The organism is Bradyrhizobium yuanmingense, assembly GCF_900094575.1.
GTDB classification, from domain to species: domain Bacteria; phylum Pseudomonadota; class Alphaproteobacteria; order Rhizobiales; family Xanthobacteraceae; genus Bradyrhizobium; species Bradyrhizobium yuanmingense.
On the sequence record NZ_FMAE01000006.1, the window covers coordinates 604,056 to 619,166 of the forward strand.

A 15,111-nucleotide genomic window follows, 5' to 3' on the forward strand; every position below is an offset into this window, starting at 1 on the left:
CACGAGCACGGTCAAGTGTGCGATTCCGAAAAAGAGGCGACCACGATCATGAGCAATGCCACTGCCACCGGAGAGAAGCCGCTGACTCCAGCCATGCTGCGCGAATTGTCGGTGCGGTCCGATTGGCAGGGTCTGATCCGCGCGGCCAGCCACTACGGCGTGATCGTCGTTGTCGGCGCGCTGATCTGGCTGGTCTCATCGCAATACGGAATCGTCTGGGCGTTGCCGCTGGTGGTCGTCCAAGGCTACTTTGTCGCATTCCTGTTCATGGTGGTCCACGAGACCGCCCACAAGACGGCATTTCGCAGCCGGGCGCTTAATCTCGCCTTCGGTCATCTCTCCTCGTTCGCGGTCGGCTTGCCTTACGAATATTACTGTTTATTCCACTGGGATCATCATCGGTATACGCAGGATCCAAAGAGGGATCCGGAACTGCTGTCGGTTCCGATCCCGACCTCGGACGCGCAATTGGTGATCGTCTACAGCGGCTTGCGGCAGGTTGCCTTCCGGGTGGGGCTGATGCTTCGCCATGCGTTGACCGGCAACGCCACGTCACCATGGATTCCTGAAAATAAACGCCACATCGTCGTGACAGAGGCGCGTCTCCATCTGGCAGGCTACGTCGCGCTGTTGCTGGCATCGATCGCGTTGCACACCTTGATCCTGTTGTGGGTCTGGGTCGTCCCCGTGATCGTCGGTCAATTGTTTCTGCGTCCGTATCTGCTTGCCGAACACACCGGCTGCGATCGCACGCGCAGCGCCTTCCAGAACACCCGCACCACCTATACCGCCAGGTTCGTGCGCTGGTTCGCATGGAATATGCCCTATCATGTCGAGCACCATGCCTATCCTTCGATTCCTTTCCATGCGCTGCCGAAACTGAACCGGATCGTCGCCGATCAGATCGTCTATCGGGGCCCGGGCTACATCGCAGTGACGCGGCAGACGTGGGCCTGGTTTCGCCGCGCACGCAACGGTACCGAACGCCCGATTGGTTCTGATTGAGTCGAGATCAGGACTTGGCGGAAGCCAGCAGAGTGCCGTTGCCGCAGGCCATGCTGCGCCCAAGGTGTGAGCAGCTTGATGAATTTATTGCCCCGACCGCGGTTGGAAGCTGTTTTGCTTGCGCAAAAAGTGGACAGCAGGGCCTTGTCGATTAATTGCTTCATGATCTTCGATCTTCAGACGATCCTGTCGTCAAGGTCGATCACCTCCGATCGCCGGCATCACAGGGGTTTGGCATGCGATCAACAACTGCTCTTCGCTTCGCCGTGTTCGTGCTATCTGCGTCCTTCCTGTTTGCGCCGTCCGAGCGCGCGACGGCCGAGGAATTGCTGAAGGCGCGGCTCGCCCAGAATCTTGGGCCGATCTCGGGACTGGCGATCGTTGCCAATGCGAAGGGCCTTTTCGCCAAGCACGGGCTCGACATCTCGGTCTCCAACTTCACCAGCGGGAAGCAGTGCCTCGATACGGTGCTTGGGGGAGGGGCGGATTTCGCGACAACAGCCGAGGCGCCGGTCACGGCGGCCGCGATGGCGCAACAGCCGATCGCCTTCGTGGCGGGGATGGAATATTCGGATCTGAAGACCATGACCGCAGCTTCTGCCGGGATCAAGACGAAGGCCGATCTGCGTGGAAAGCGAATCGCCTTCACGGCAGGAACCGGCAGCGAAGTCTACACCTCGGTTCTGTTGAAAGCGGCGGGCCTGACGTCGAAGGACGTGACGCTCGTCAACCTGCGACCGCAGGAGATGCTCCCTGCGATGGCGGCCGGCAGCATCGACGCATTCGACACCTGGGAGCCGCACGTCGCGAATGCGAAGAAGGCTCTCGGCGAAGGCGCGATCCCGCTTGATACCAAAGGTCTCTACTCGGAGACCTTCAATATCGTCGTGACGCAGTCTTACCTCGCCGCCAACCCGGCGATCGTCAGCAAGTTCCTGGCGTCCCTCATCGAAGCCGAGGGCTGGCTCAAGGCGAATCCGGGTGAAGCAATCGACGTCATCGCAGCGGCGACTGGGATGAAACGCGATGAATTGGCGTCGATCTGGACGGACTACGTCTACCATGTGCGCCTCGACGACAGGATTCTCACGACTCTGAAAACCCATGCCGCCTGGCGGCTCGAGACCGGCAATCATCCCCCTGGAGCGAGCATGCCCGATTTCACGAAAGTCCTGGTGACGGCGCCGCTGAAGGCGCTCGATTCAGCTCGCGTCACGCTGGGGGCACGCCCGTGAGCGTCGGCAGACGCAGCAGCGCGACCGAACGGCTGAGCGTACTGGTCGCCGTCCTCTCCGTGCCCGCCTTCACAGGCATGTGGGAACTGGTTGCGCGCTCCGGCATCGTGAACACCGTGCTGTTTCCGCCGCCATCGACCGTCGCCGTTGCCGTTCTCGAATGGATTCGCAGCGGACAATTCTTCGCCGACCTGATGGCGAGCCTCGCGCGCGTGGCCGCGGGATTTGCCATCGGGGCCGCGGGCGGAATCGTGCTCGGCATCCTGACCGGCCGATTTCGACTGGTGTCCAGCCTGCTTTCGCCCTTGTTTCACATCCTTCGTCCAATTCCTCCCATCGCCTTCGTGCCGATCGTCATCCTTTGGTTTGGCCTCTCGGAAACAGGCAAGCTTTTCCTGGTCGTTTGGGGCGTGTTCTTCACGGTATGGCTCGCGACCCACATCGGGGTGCAGAAAGTCGACCACGGACTTATCCGAGCCGCCCAGATGCTCGGCACGCCGCAATCGCAGATGCTGTGGGAGATCGTCCTTCTTGGCGCGCTGCCCTATATCACGGTCGGTCTTCGAACCGCGGTGAGCATCTCCTTCTACACGCTGGTCGCCGCCGAGTTGGCGGGAGCGTTCGCCGGTATCGTTTATCGTATCGAAATTGCGCAACAGAACATGCAAACGGGTCAGGTCATGGGCGGGCTGGCGGCTCTCGGACTGCTTTCCTTCGTCGCCGACCGTTCCTTCGCGATTCTTGCCGAACGTGCCGTGTGGTGGCGATGACCCCTAGACTGCTTCGTCCAGACCAGCCGCTCAGGCTCGTGGATACGTACCCGCCGTCCGCCGCGGCGCGTCAGGCGATCATCCGGGTCGAGGATTTGAGCATCGTCTTCGATGCGCCGAGCGGGCAGGTCATCGCGGTCGACCGCGTATCCCTGGCAGTAGCCCAGGGAGAATTCGTCTCGATCGTCGGTCCATCCGGCTGCGGCAAGTCCACGCTGCTGAATGCAATGGCCGGCCTCGAGCGGCCGTTCGGAGGCCAGGTGCTCATGGCCGGCGAAGCAATGCGCAAGCCACGACCCGAGATCGGAATGGTCTTCCAGCAGCCACATCTGTTTCCGTGGAAATCGGTGCGCAGGAATATCGCGCACGGGCCCCGCGCTCTCGGCAAGCCGAAAGCGGAGGCGCTGCGGATTGCCGACGGCCTCATCGAGATGATCGGCCTGACCAGATTTGCGTCGGCATATCCGCACACGCTATCCGGGGGCATGCAGCAGCGGGTTGCGATTGCCCGTGCCCTCGCCAATCAGCCGAGTGTCCTTTTGATGGACGAGCCGTTCGGAGCGCTGGATGCGCAGACCCGGGCGGTCATGCAGGACAATCTGCTCGAACTCCGCGAGCGGATCAACGCAACAATCGTCTTCGTCACACACGACATCGATGAAGCGATCCTTCTCTCTGACCGTGTGCTGATCATGAGCGCCGGACCTGGCCGCATCCTCAGGGATCTTCAGGTGAGCCTGCCGCGGCCGCGCTCCAGCGCCATTGTCGCGGAGGCCGCCTATCTCGCCCTCAAGCGGGATTGCCTTGACCTGATCCGCTCGGAAGGCCGCAGGGCCTTCGAGCAGATGGAAATCAAGACGTAGGCGCCTGACGATATGTTCTGGCATGGCTCTTGAATAGCTTTCCCCTGCGGCGGCAGGGGAGCGAGCAGATGTCAGCGGCAAGTCTCAGGAATGCGACCGGCATCATGCTGGCGGGATCGGATGCTCTGGTCGGGTCCCTGCCGAGCTTGTTGGATCCGTTGTGTGAGGCTGACCGGCGCCGTGTCCTCGCCATCGGACGCGAGGAGGTTCTGCAGGCAGGCAAGCATGTCTGGCGTCAGGGCGATCTGCAGAACGGCATATATCTGATCGAAGAGGGGCGTATTCGCAGCTACTACGCGGCGCCTTCCGGACGCGAGGTGACGCTGGCCTACTGGTTTGCCGGCAACTTCGTCGGCGGCCCCGATCTGTTCGGTGCTGGTGCCCACGTATGGTCTTCGGTTGCAGTGGAACGAAGCCGAGTGACGTTCTTGCCCGGCCCAGCCCTGCGTGCGCTGGCGCTTCAATCGGCAAGTATCGCAGTCGCGCTGCTGGATGCGCTCGCCTTCAAGGCACGGTGCTACTCGGCCATGGCGCAAATGCTGGGGACCCGCTCGGTGACCGAGCGGCTGCATCGTCTGTTGGTCTTCCTCTCGAAGATCTACGGTTCGCAGCAGGGCCGCGAGATCGTGATCGGGATCCCGTTCACGCATGGTGATCTCGCCAATCTGATCGGCTCAACCCGCCAATGGGTGACGGTGCAGCTTTCCCGCATGCAGGCAAGAGGCGTCATCCGTTATCACCGGGGCCTGATTGTGATCCTCAATCTGCGCGCCCTCGATCTCGAAGTGGTCTAGGAGGCGGCCTTCGGATATTCCTTTAGATCGAACAGTCTGGCCTTCGCATCGGGCAGCCATCGTTCGGCAAGGTCGAGAACAACATGGTCGCGCCACGCAGGTGCCAGCAAAGTGATACCCATCGGCATGCCGTTGCCGAGCGTTGCATTGGGAACCGACACCGCGCACAAGTCCACGAGATTGGCAAAATAGGAGTAGTAACCGAGGCGGTTGTTGAGCGTGATGGGATCTTCCATCATCTCCGCAATCGTGAAGGGGCGTGGCGCGGTCGGTACCACCAGAACATCGATCTCCTCGAAAAGCGTTTGGATCTGGCGTCGCAGCTTCCAAAGTCGATGTTGCGCGGCGAATGCATCTGTTGCGGAAAACCGGGCAGCTCCGCTCAGCACGTTGCGGATGACGTCAAGCAGGTCTCCATGATCGATGTTCATGAGCTTGCTGATCGCCGCATGACGTTCGGCAATCCAAGGCCCTGAAAAGAGCATTTCACCGGCTTCGGCGAAAGGCGCGAAGTCAATGTTCCTGGCTTGACCTCCCAATCCCGAAAGCCTCGTGCAGGCCTGCCTGTAGAGGTCATCGCATTCCGGCATGCCGAATGAATTGAGATGACCGACAGGGACCTGGCCGAACCGGAATTTGCGAGGAGGTGGGAAGGACGAGGCAATCCGTTGGCGGCTAAAGGGATCACTGTCGTCGAATCCTTCGATCAACCCGAGCAGAATTCGACCTTCGGCAATGGAATTGCAGAAGATCGAGGGACAATCGAGCGTCGGACAGTTCGGCACAAGTCCCCGGGACGAGACGAGGCCGACGGTTGGCTTGATCCCGATGATTCCGTTGAAACCTGCGGGAATCCGGCCTGAGCCGCCGGTATCTGTGCCGAGAGCGAAGGCAACATGGCCGGATGCTACGGCAGCAGCCGAGCCGGAGCTCGAACCGCCGGAGACATACAGATCGTCCGCCGCACTGGAACAGGCGCCGTAGGGGGAGCGGGCGCCAGACAGTCCGGTTGCGAACTGATCCAGGTTGGTTTTGCCAAGACAGATCGCACCCGCGGCCGCCAATTTCTCGACGCATCTAGCCGATTGCGCAGCCCTATATTCGAATGACGGGCAGGCTGCTGTCGTTGGCATGGCCTCAACGTCAATATTGTCCTTGACGCCGAATGGCACGCCAAGGAGCGGCAGGACTTCACCCTCTTCCGCTCGTTGCACAAGGGCATCAACCTCAGCCAGCGCTTCTTCCATGGGCCGCACATAGATCCAGCAATTGCGGTGCCGGTCCCGCTCGATGCGCTCATAGGCGCTTATGATGATGGAGGCTAACTCGGCACGGGAACGGAGGGGTCGGCTCTGCGCGGATAGGATCGCTTGCGGCACGGAATAAGCTCCTGAGGGCATGACCCCACGAATATGAAGCCGCTGCCCAGCAATGAAAGCAACTAAGCGCCTCAACCGCACCGGCGGGACTCGAGCCTGCAACCAAACCGTTATGAGCGGCAGCAAATGGCGGAGAGAGTGTCAGTCAATCCTGATTGACGTATAAGCTGTTTTCATTCCGAAGGGCGGCAATCAACGGTCCTGGCTACTGGGCGCTTAGACACGCCTCGTAACATGACGAGGTAATGAAGATGGCGACGAAACGGCTCTTTGACGACTTTGACTTCGAAGGCTTCTGGAATGACTGTCCGTATTCCCTGGAGAACTATGTCGAGCCTCCGCCGACCGACGAGCTGATCGCCTCCATTGAGCATGAAATCGGAGGGTATCGGCTGCCGGCGGCCTATGTCGACCTCGCACGGCGCCACAATGGCGGAATGGTCAAGCGCAACTGCCATCCAATGAAGGAGCGTACAGGCTGGGCGGAGGACCACGTGGCTATCGAGGGGCTCTTCGCTCTTGGCCGTACGTCCACCTATTCACTCGCCGGGAAGTTTGGCGCCAAGTTCATGATCGAGGAATGGGGCTACCCGCCGATTGGCGTCGGAATCGCCGACACGCCGGCCGGCGGCCACGAACTGATCATGCTGGACTACCGGAGCTGCGGAAAGCGGGGCGAGCCGCAGGTCGTGTACGTCGACCAGGAGGATGACTGCCGTATCGTCGTCGTCGCGCCGGACTTCGAGACCTTCATTCGCGGCTTGGTCGAGGAGTCCGAGTACGACACTGCTGAGGAGGATCGGGCCGCTGCGATCGCGACCGTCGAGCGGGGAACGTTATCGCCAATCGTGGTGCGAGCCTTGGCCGCCGTCGGCGACCGTCTGCCGCACGGCGAGCGAATGTTGCGCACCTTGGCCCGGCAGATCGTGGACGAGAAAGGCTTCTTTGCCCTGCACGACGACGAGCGCTCACATCTGATGTATGGACTGATGTTCTGGCTTTATTCGAGCCTTCGTACGGCCAGATCCTTCGAAGCTTTCTTGGGCCGGTCCGAGACCGGCACCTCCTACGACTCGCCTTGTTACGAGCTGATGATCGCTTTCGACCTTGTCACCGAACCTTACGGCTTCAACACGCGCGGGTACGCCGAGGGCTTCGTGAGGGATTGGTGGGACGGATGCGTCGCCCGCGGCGACATCGTCGAGATGGCGGAAGGCTACCGTCTGACTTCCAGGGCCGAGGCGGCCCTGCTCGGACGCTTGGCGACGATTGCTGGCCCCGAAGGCAAATAAGCCGGCGCGATTGATTTGAGCGGATGGCGGAGAGAGTGGGATTCGAACCCACGGTACGGTTTCCCGCACACACGCTTTCCAAGCGTGCGCCTTAAGCCACTCGGCCATCTCTCCGGAGCGCCCTCTCTTGAAGGGGCGCCGACGATTTTGCAAGGGATCGCGGAGATATCGGGCGATTTTTCCGCAACTTACTGTATTTGCAGCACAATATCCGGCTCCGCGCGCACCCGAAGCGGCCGCGGGGCTGAACCGCGGGCGGCCCTGGCGCGACGATTCACGGCAAGCCGCCACACACGACCGGGGACGCCATGACCATCCGCAAGACCATCGCCGCCTTGAGCCTGGTTTCGACCCTCGGCTCCGCCCTTGCCGCGCCGGCCCTGGCACAGGTCTGCACCCGGCAGGGGGTCGACGTCAGCTGCGACGACGGCCGGCGCGGGGTGCTTTCAGGCGATACCATCCTCTGGCCGGACGGAACCCGCTCCAGCTCGACGCCGCATCAGAGCGTGATCATCGGCAACAAGAGCTCGGTGCGTGTCGGGACCGGCGTGTTTGTCGGTCAGGGCAAGGGCGTGGTGCCGCTGGACGATCCGAACGCGCCGAACAAGCGGCAATGCGCGATCCTGGACGGCGTGTCGTATTGCTATTGAGGGGCGCTCTTGCCTTCTCCCCCTTGCGGGAGAAGGTGGCGCGAAGCGCCGGATGAGGGGTTGCATCCACGAATCTTGCTGCGAGACGTTCACGCGTGGAGAGACACCCCTCACCCGTCTCGCCGCTGTCGCCATAGCAGATGCAAAGCATCGGCGTTCTTAAGAACGGCGGCCAGAGGCCCCCTATGCCACCCTCTCCCACAACAAGGGGAGAGGGTGAGATCGAGCCAAGCTGAGATTAGATCAACCGCACGCCTGAGATCGCCGACTTCAACCAGCGCAGCGCCTGCGGCGGCTGGGCCGCGAGCGGCGCCACGGCGGCCTTCTCGGTGCGGCACTTCTCGAGCTCGGCGACGAAATCGGCGGACCATTGCTGGATGGTGTGGCCGCGCAGCTTCTTCATCATCGCATCCCAGCGCATCTTGCGCTCGGTGAGCGGCATGGATGCCGCGACCGCGACCGCGCGGGCCATGCCGTCGATATCGTGCGGATTGACCAGCAGCGCAGCGTCGAGCTCGTTGGCGGCGCCGGCGAACTTCGACAGCACCAGCACGCCGGGATCGGCGGGATTTTGCGCGGCGACGTATTCCTTGGCGACGAGGTTCATGCCGTCGTGCAGGGGCGTCACCACGCCGACCTGCGCGGTGCGGTAGAGACCGGCGAGCACGGCCTGGCTGAAGCCTTTGTTCAAATAGCGGATCGGCGTCCAGTCGACCTCGCCGTGGCGGCCGTTGACGTCGGTGACGAGGCGCGCGACCTCGTTCTGGAGATTGCCATAGGCCTCGATGCCGCCGCGCGAGGGATTGGCGATCTGGAGCAGCGAGATGCTGCGCGCAAACTGCGGCTGCTCGGTCCAGAGCCGGTCGAATGCGCTGATTCGGTTGACGAGACCCTTGGAATAGTCGAGCCGGTCGACGCCGATCGCGAGGCGCTCGCCGTTGAGGCTGCGGCGCAGGCGCGACACATCCGGATGCGCGGCCGACTTCGCGGCATAGGCGGCGAACTTCTCCGCATCGATGCCGATCGGGAAAACTTCACAGCGCGTGCGCCCATGCTGCGAGACCACGACCCCGTCCTCGATGGTGAGGCCGAGCTCGGCGCCGACATAGCCGAGGAAGTTCTGCCGATCTTCCTCGGTCTGGAAGCCGAGCAGATCATAGGCCAGCATCGCGGTGATCAGCTCGCGATGGTTGGGTACGCCCTGCATCACAGCAGTGACGGGCCACGGCGTATGCAGGAAGAAGCCGATGGGATCATCGACGCCGAGCTCGCGCAGCTCGGCACCAAGCGCGAGGAAGTGATAGTCCTGAACCCAGAACGCAGTCCGGGCTTTGCGGAAACGCATCAAGGCGCGCGCCATGAAGGCGTTGACCTCGCGATAGCTGACATAGTCCTCGCGCGAGACGCGGATCAGGTCGCTGCGCGAATGCAGCGCCGGCCACAGCGCCGAATTGGCAAAGCCTTCGTAGTATCCGCCGTAATGGGCCGCCGGCAGATCCAACGTCGCAATCGCGCCTGTCCCGAGCGCCTCGATCTCGGCGAACGGCTCCTTCTGGTGGCCATCACGCACCCGGCCGGAGGAACCGACCCAGATCGCACCAGAATGTTCCACAACGGGAAGCAATGCCGCCGCAAGGCCGCCCGTCATGGGCTCGTTGGGTTTGCCGCGGGCGACGCGATTTGAAACGACGATCAAGTTCACAGGTCGTCCCCTCCTGTTCATTCCGCCCCATTTAACTGCCGTTCATCAATATGGTTCCTGATCATCGTTTCAACCAATTGAAACCAAAATCGGGCGTGCGCGTTGGAACTGGTTTCGCTCGTGGAACCCAGTCATTTCGCTGCAAAGACAGCGTTTCCGGTCCTGTTGCGCAGCATGCATTGCAGCGCGCAATGGCGCTGCGATGGAAGCCTTTGTGTCTGCGAGATGACGCTGCCTTGGTTTCACCTGGGATCGAGCAGATGTGCAAGGAACGCACGCACATCCGCCGGCGCATCGAAGTGGCCATTCACGCCCATGGCGCGGCGGCCGACCGAGAACGCCAGCCCGTCCATGTCGGGCATGATCGCGAACACGGTCTCATCGGTGACGTCGTCACCGATGAACAGCGGACGACGTCCTTTGAACGGCGCGCGCTTCATCAACTCGCGCACGCCGCTCGCCTTGGTGAATCCGGAATGCTTGATCTCGCAGACGAACTTGCCCGGCAGCACCTCGATCGGCGCATTGGGCAGATCGGCGCGGATCAGTGAGACGGATTCGTAGATCGCCTTCTCCGCATGCGGCGCCAGGCGGTAATGCAGCGCGAGCGAATAGCCCTTGTCCTCGAGCAGGATTCCAGGGCTGAGCTTGGCGATGGCGGCGAGGCGCCGCTTCAGCTCCTTGTCGAGCGGCGGCGCGTGCAGGGCATCCGCTTCACTGTCCACCGCCAGCCGCATCTCCGCGCCATGACCGGCGACGGCGCGGAACACGTCGGGCGCGAAGATCAGGTCGATGTCGTTGAGCGAGCGGCCGCTGACTAGCGCCAGCGCCCCCGAGGTGCGCTCGGTCAAAGCTTTCAGCGTTTCCGACAGGCCCGGCGGCACCCACACCTCGCGCGGCGTCGGCATCAGCTCAAGCAGCGTGCCATCGATGTCGAGCAGAATGGCGATTTCATCGAGATGCGGCACCAACGCATGCGGCACCGGCACCGTTTCCGGCGTCTCGTCGTCATCAGGTATGGTGAGCTTCTGGTCCAACGCCATTTCCGCAAGTTCCGATTTCATCAGTCTACTCCATAAAGGCGAGCGGCCGCGCGATGTGTTCGAGCGATTTGCGCTCGGCGGCGACGGCATAGCGCCACGCCACGATCGCAGCCGCGATCATCAGGACGGCCCCCAGCAGATAGCCGGCGAATACGCTGGTGCGCGATCCCGTGTCGATCAGCGCGCCGAACAGCGCCGGCCCGATCACGCCGCCGATGCCGGTGCCGACCGCATAGAACACCGCGATCGCCAGCGCGCGAACCTCGAGGGGAAAGGTCTCGCTGACGGTGAGATAGGCCGCGCTCGCGGCGGGCGAGGCGAAGAAGAAGATCACCATCCAGGCGATGGTCTGCCCCTGCGCGCTCAGGACACCGATCGAGAACAGATAGCCTGATAGCGCCAGCAACAGGCCCGATGCGCCATAGGTGAACGTGATCATGGTGCGGCGTCCCAGCGTATCGAACAGGCGGCCGAGCAGCAGCGGCCCGAGGAAATTGCCGGCCGCGAACGGCAGCAAGTACCAGCCGACGTGGTCGGCCTTGATGCCGTAGAAATCAGTCAGCACCAGCGCGAAGGTGAAGAAGATGGCGTTGTAGAAGAATGCCTGCGCGCTCATCAGAACGAGGCCGACCAATGCGCGCCGGCGATAGACCGAAAACAAGGTGTGGACCACCTCGGGGATCGGCGTGTGATCGCGCATCTTCAGGCGGATCTTGGTGAAGCGTCCGTCGCTCGTATCCTGGTCGTGCCCGATCACCGACCGCTCGATCCCGTCGACGATGGCATGGGCCTCGTCGGGACGACCATGAATCATCAGCCAGCGCGGACTTTCCGGGATCCACATCCGCATCAAGAGCACGACGAGGCCGAGGGCGGCGCCGATCAGATAGGCCAGGCGCCAGCCGAGATCGGGAGCGAATACTGCGGGATCGAGCAGCACGATGGCCGCCACTGCGCCCATCGCAGCCCCGATCCAGAAGCTGCCGTTGATCACAAGATCGGTCCAGCCGCGATAGCGTGCGGGCACTAACTCCTGGATCGTCGAGTTGATCGCTGTGTACTCGCCGCCGATGCCGGCGCCGGTGAGAAAGCGGAACAGCGCGTAGCTCGCGACATCCCATGACAGCGCGGTTGCGGCCGTTGCCGAGAGATAGAGCGCGAGCGTGATGAAGAACAGCTTCTTGCGGCCGATACGGTCGGTCAGCCAGCCGAAGCCGAGCGCACCGAGCACGGCGCCCGCGAGGTAGGCGGAGTTGGCGATGCCGAGATCGAGATTGGAGAACTGCATCGATGGGCTTTGCTTCAGCGCACCGGAGAGCGCACCCGCAAGCGTCACCTCGAGGCCGTCGAGAATCCAGGTGATGCCCAGCGCGAGCACGACGCGGGTGTGAAAACCGCTCCACGGCAGCGCATCGAGCCGCGAGGGAATGCTGGTCTCGACGATGCGGTCGGTCACGGCCGCCGCCGAGACTACGGGTGCATAGTTCAGCGCTGGGCTCTGCTGCAGTTCCATCGGATTGTTGCGTCTGATCAATGGAAGCGGCCCCGGCTCACATGACGTGGACGGGGTCGATCCGATCATCGGAGTGCGGCATTCTGCCTGCCACCTGCGACAACGTTTGCGAGGGGGCCGGGTTCCCGCGGGAACGCCAGCGAGCACCGCTCGTTTCCGCTGGACCCGCAAGGAGTTGGCGCATGGCTCAGGTCAGAAAGACGACACATTCTCGAAACAGCAGCTCGCGCAAGACGGCACGCAAGGCAAACACCCGGCGGAGCGGGACCGCGCACAAGAGCACCAAACGCGCCACAAGGCGCTGGTCGCAGCGCGTGACGGAGGAGAGCGATGCGCTCGACCTCAAGCAAGGGGTGTTCAAGCTGACCAGCGCGAAGAGGATTGCGGCCTCGCTGAAGCGCTCGGCCGAGCACAGCTCGCGACGCAAGACTGGCGCCTATCGCTCGGCGCTGTCGATGCTGACCTTCTACATCAACCGCGCCGGCAAGACGCTGCCCAAGACGCAGCGCACGCGACTGGAGCGCGCGAAGGTCGAGCTGAAGCGGGCGTTCGGAAGGGAATGAACTCACTCCGCTGTCGTTCCGGACAGCGGAGTGTAAGGCGATAGCGCGGCCCTTCGGGGCCGCGAGCTACAGGAGCAGCGAACCTACGCCGCCCTGATGTTCGCCATGAAGCGGTCGAGCTCGGCGCGAAGGCGGGTGCTTTCGCTCGATAGTGTCTTGGCCGAGTTCAGCACCTCTTCGGAGGCCGAGCCGGTCTCGGCGGCGCCGCGGTTGACCTCGCCGATATCGGTGGCCGCGGTCTGGGTGCCCTGCGCGACGGTCTGGACGCTGCGGGCGATCTCCTGCGTGGCCGCGCCCTGCTGCTCCACCGCGCTCGCGATCGAGGTCGAGATCGACGAGATCTGGCCGATCGTCGCGCCGATCTCCTTGATCGCGGCAACCGATTCGGCGGTGGCGCCCTGCATGCCCGTGATGTGCGAGGAGATCTCGTCGGTCGCCTTCGCGGTCTGGCTTGCCAGCGATTTCACCTCGCTCGCAACCACCGCGAAGCCGCGGCCGGCTTCACCGGCGCGGGCGGCCTCGATGGTGGCGTTGAGCGCGAGCAGATTGGTCTGCTCGGCGATGGCGGTGATCAGCTTGACCACCTCGCCGATCTGCTGGGCGGCATGCGAGAGCTTGCCGATGCGGCCGTCGGTCTCCTTGGCCTGCATCACGGCAGCCTCTGCGATGCGGCTGGAATCGCGCACCTGGCGGCCGATCTCCTCGACCGAAGCCGAGAGCTCTTCGGTCGCGGTCGCGACCGACTGCATGTTGGAGGAGGCTTGCTCGGAGACGCCGGCGACCTGGCTCGACAGGCTCTGCGTGGTCTCGGCGGTGCGGGTCAGCGTCGAGGCGGCCGATTCCAGCTGCACGGCCGAGGCCGAGACGTTGGAGACGATGGCACCCACCGCGCTCTCGAAATCGTCGGCAAAGCGGATCAGTTCGGCGCGGCGGCTTGCGGCCTGCTCGCGGTTCTGCACTTCGCTGGCGGCGGCATCGCGCTCGGCCTTAGCGACGGCCTGGATCTTGAACTCCTCGACCGCGCCGGCCATCTCGCCGATCTCGTCTTTGCGCCCCAGGCCCGGCAACACGACATCGAAATTGCCCGAGGCAAGCTCGCGCATCGCCTTGCACATCGCAATCATCGGCCGCGAGATGCCGGTGCCGAGCAGGAAGGCGAGGACCGCGCCTAACAGCGTGCCGCCGACGGCCAGCATCAGCACCAGCTGCTCGGTCTGCCCGATGGTCGCCGCCGACTCCGAATCCAGCCGCTGCTGCTCGGCGACGAGGTCCGCCTTCATGGCGGTGGCGCCTTGCTGGATCGCGCCGGCCGAGCCGCTCATCTCCGTGACGAGGCCATCGACCAGCTTGGCGTTGGCGATCAACTTCTCCAGCGCCTCGCGATAGGCGCCGAGGATGGACTTGGCCTCCTTCAGGCCAGCGACAATCTTGTCGTCCATGGAATAGACCGCGCCCAGCGAGTTCTCGACGAATTTCAGCCGCGCCAGGGCGCTGTTCGCGATCGCCTGATCGGACGTCAGCACGAACTGGGTGGCTGCAGCGCTTGCGGTCTGGAATTGGGCGTTGACCTGCTTGGTGCCGAACTCGATCGCCTGCGCTTCGGCGTCGGAGGCGTTGTTGCCGATGTCGTCGAGCTTGTACTTCAGGAGATTGGCTTGGCGCTGGAGCTGGTTCTGCACCAGCAGCGCGCTGTCGCGCTTGGCCTGGAGCACCTTGGCGAAGGTGGCGGAGAAGTTGGAGAACTCCTTGGCGAGCTTGCCGAGGCTTTCCTGCCGCGGCGGCTTGGTGGCGGCCTTGACGGCCTGGTCGATGGCATTCTTCAGGCTGGCCTCGGCATCGAGCGCCGCCTTGGCGTCGTCTTCCTTGCCGGTGACGACGAAATATTTGACGGCCGAACGATAGGCGAGCAGCTCGCGATCGATGTTACGCGCGAGATCGGCCTCCGACACGCTGCTGCGGTACGATCCGACCCCGTCGGCGACCCGCTCGAAGCCGAAATAGGAAAACGCCATGCTGCCGGCGGAGATCACCAGGACGGCGGCGAAGCCGAGTATGATCTTTGCGCGGAACTTGAGGGTCGGAAATAGTGCACGCTTCGACGGCGACGCGGTACGCCCGGACATTCCCAACCCCCAGCTCATGTGATTCTGCGGCCCGGAAGCAGCCCTTTCCGAACGTTGCGGAAAATTAGGGCAGAATCCTCAAGGGGTGGTAAATCCGTCCGGGCTTGCGGGGAGCGGCTGCCGTGTTGCGGCTCACCGGAAAACGCCCTACTCTCGATAATTATCAGGCACTTGGCATC

Annotated in this window: 13 protein-coding genes and 1 tRNA gene; 8 read left to right on the forward strand and 6 right to left on the reverse strand. The window is 63.1% G+C overall.

Annotated features, from left to right (window positions below; all coding sequences use genetic code 11):
* Positions 1-48 precede the first annotated feature (48 nt).
* The 5 genes from GA0061099_RS24220 (at position 49) to GA0061099_RS24240 (ending at position 4,667) form a co-directional block, all read left to right on the forward strand.
* Positions 49-1,005 carry a fatty acid desaturase gene (locus GA0061099_RS24220; RefSeq protein ID WP_036026200.1) on the forward strand — a complete coding sequence of 319 codons (957 nt, stop codon included), beginning with the start codon at positions 49-51 and terminating at the stop codon, positions 1,003-1,005.
* A gap of 236 nt (positions 1,006-1,241) precedes the next feature.
* Positions 1,242-2,240, forward strand: a complete 999-nt coding sequence (locus GA0061099_RS24225; RefSeq protein WP_225148647.1) for an ABC transporter substrate-binding protein — start codon at positions 1,242-1,244, stop codon at positions 2,238-2,240.
* 107 nt (positions 2,241-2,347) lie between these two features.
* Entirely contained in the window at positions 2,348-3,010 is a 663-nt protein-coding gene (locus GA0061099_RS24230; protein WP_225152596.1) for an ABC transporter permease, read from the forward strand.
* Positions 2,998-3,873: an ABC transporter ATP-binding protein gene (locus GA0061099_RS24235; RefSeq protein ID WP_081492950.1), complete on the forward strand. Its 876-nt coding sequence runs from the start codon at positions 2,998-3,000 to the stop codon at positions 3,871-3,873. The genes GA0061099_RS24230 and GA0061099_RS24235 overlap by 13 nt, the downstream gene beginning before the upstream one ends.
* A gap of 68 nt (positions 3,874-3,941) precedes the next feature.
* A complete protein-coding gene (locus GA0061099_RS24240; protein WP_036026163.1) occupies positions 3,942-4,667 on the forward strand; it encodes a Crp/Fnr family transcriptional regulator in 726 nt (241 codons plus the stop codon).
* On the opposite strand, the gene atzF is transcribed toward GA0061099_RS24240, so the two are convergent.
* Positions 4,664-6,046 (reverse strand): allophanate hydrolase, encoded by a 1,383-nt coding sequence (gene atzF / locus GA0061099_RS24245; protein WP_225152594.1) that lies wholly within the window; start codon positions 6,044-6,046, stop codon positions 4,664-4,666. The two genes, GA0061099_RS24240 and atzF, sit on opposite strands and share 4 nt — an antisense overlap.
* A 245-nt stretch (positions 6,047-6,291) precedes the next feature.
* On the opposite strand from atzF, the gene GA0061099_RS24250 reads away from it, so the two are divergent.
* Complete coding sequence (locus tag GA0061099_RS24250; RefSeq protein WP_050995967.1) at positions 6,292-7,338, forward strand: SMI1/KNR4 family protein; 1,047 nt, start codon at positions 6,292-6,294, stop codon at positions 7,336-7,338.
* Between the two features lie 24 nt (positions 7,339-7,362).
* Here GA0061099_RS24250 and GA0061099_RS24255 read toward each other — a convergent pair.
* Positions 7,363-7,452, reverse strand: a tRNA-Ser gene (locus GA0061099_RS24255).
* Between the two features lie 194 nt (positions 7,453-7,646).
* On the opposite strand from GA0061099_RS24255, the gene GA0061099_RS24260 reads away from it, so the two are divergent.
* Complete coding sequence (locus GA0061099_RS24260; protein WP_036026150.1) at positions 7,647-7,988, forward strand: hypothetical protein; 342 nt, start codon at positions 7,647-7,649, stop codon at positions 7,986-7,988.
* Between the two features lie 238 nt (positions 7,989-8,226).
* Here the strand turns inward: GA0061099_RS24260 and GA0061099_RS24265 are convergent, their stop codons facing one another.
* The 3 genes from GA0061099_RS24265 to GA0061099_RS24275 form a co-directional block, all read right to left on the reverse strand.
* Positions 8,227-9,690 (reverse strand): trehalose-6-phosphate synthase, encoded by a 1,464-nt coding sequence (locus GA0061099_RS24265; RefSeq protein WP_036016051.1) that lies wholly within the window; start codon positions 9,688-9,690, stop codon positions 8,227-8,229.
* A gap of 242 nt (positions 9,691-9,932) precedes the next feature.
* Positions 9,933-10,754 (reverse strand): trehalose-phosphatase, encoded by an 822-nt coding sequence (otsB, locus tag GA0061099_RS24270; RefSeq protein WP_036016048.1) that lies wholly within the window; start codon positions 10,752-10,754, stop codon positions 9,933-9,935.
* A 4-nt stretch (positions 10,755-10,758) separates the two neighbouring features.
* On the reverse strand, positions 10,759-12,246 hold the full coding sequence (locus GA0061099_RS24275; protein WP_036026149.1) for an MFS transporter: 1,488 nt from the start codon (positions 12,244-12,246) through the stop codon (positions 10,759-10,761).
* Positions 12,247-12,428: 182 nt separating this feature from the next.
* Here GA0061099_RS24275 and GA0061099_RS24280 point away from each other — a divergent pair, with 182 nt between their 5' ends.
* Positions 12,429-12,809 (forward strand): DUF3175 domain-containing protein, encoded by a 381-nt coding sequence (locus tag GA0061099_RS24280; RefSeq protein WP_063822471.1) that lies wholly within the window; start codon positions 12,429-12,431, stop codon positions 12,807-12,809.
* Between the two features lie 83 nt (positions 12,810-12,892).
* On the opposite strand, the gene GA0061099_RS24285 is transcribed toward GA0061099_RS24280, so the two are convergent.
* Entirely contained in the window at positions 12,893-14,932 is a 2,040-nt protein-coding gene (locus GA0061099_RS24285) for a methyl-accepting chemotaxis protein (protein WP_074448075.1), read from the reverse strand.
* Positions 14,933-15,111: the final 179 nt, after the last annotated feature.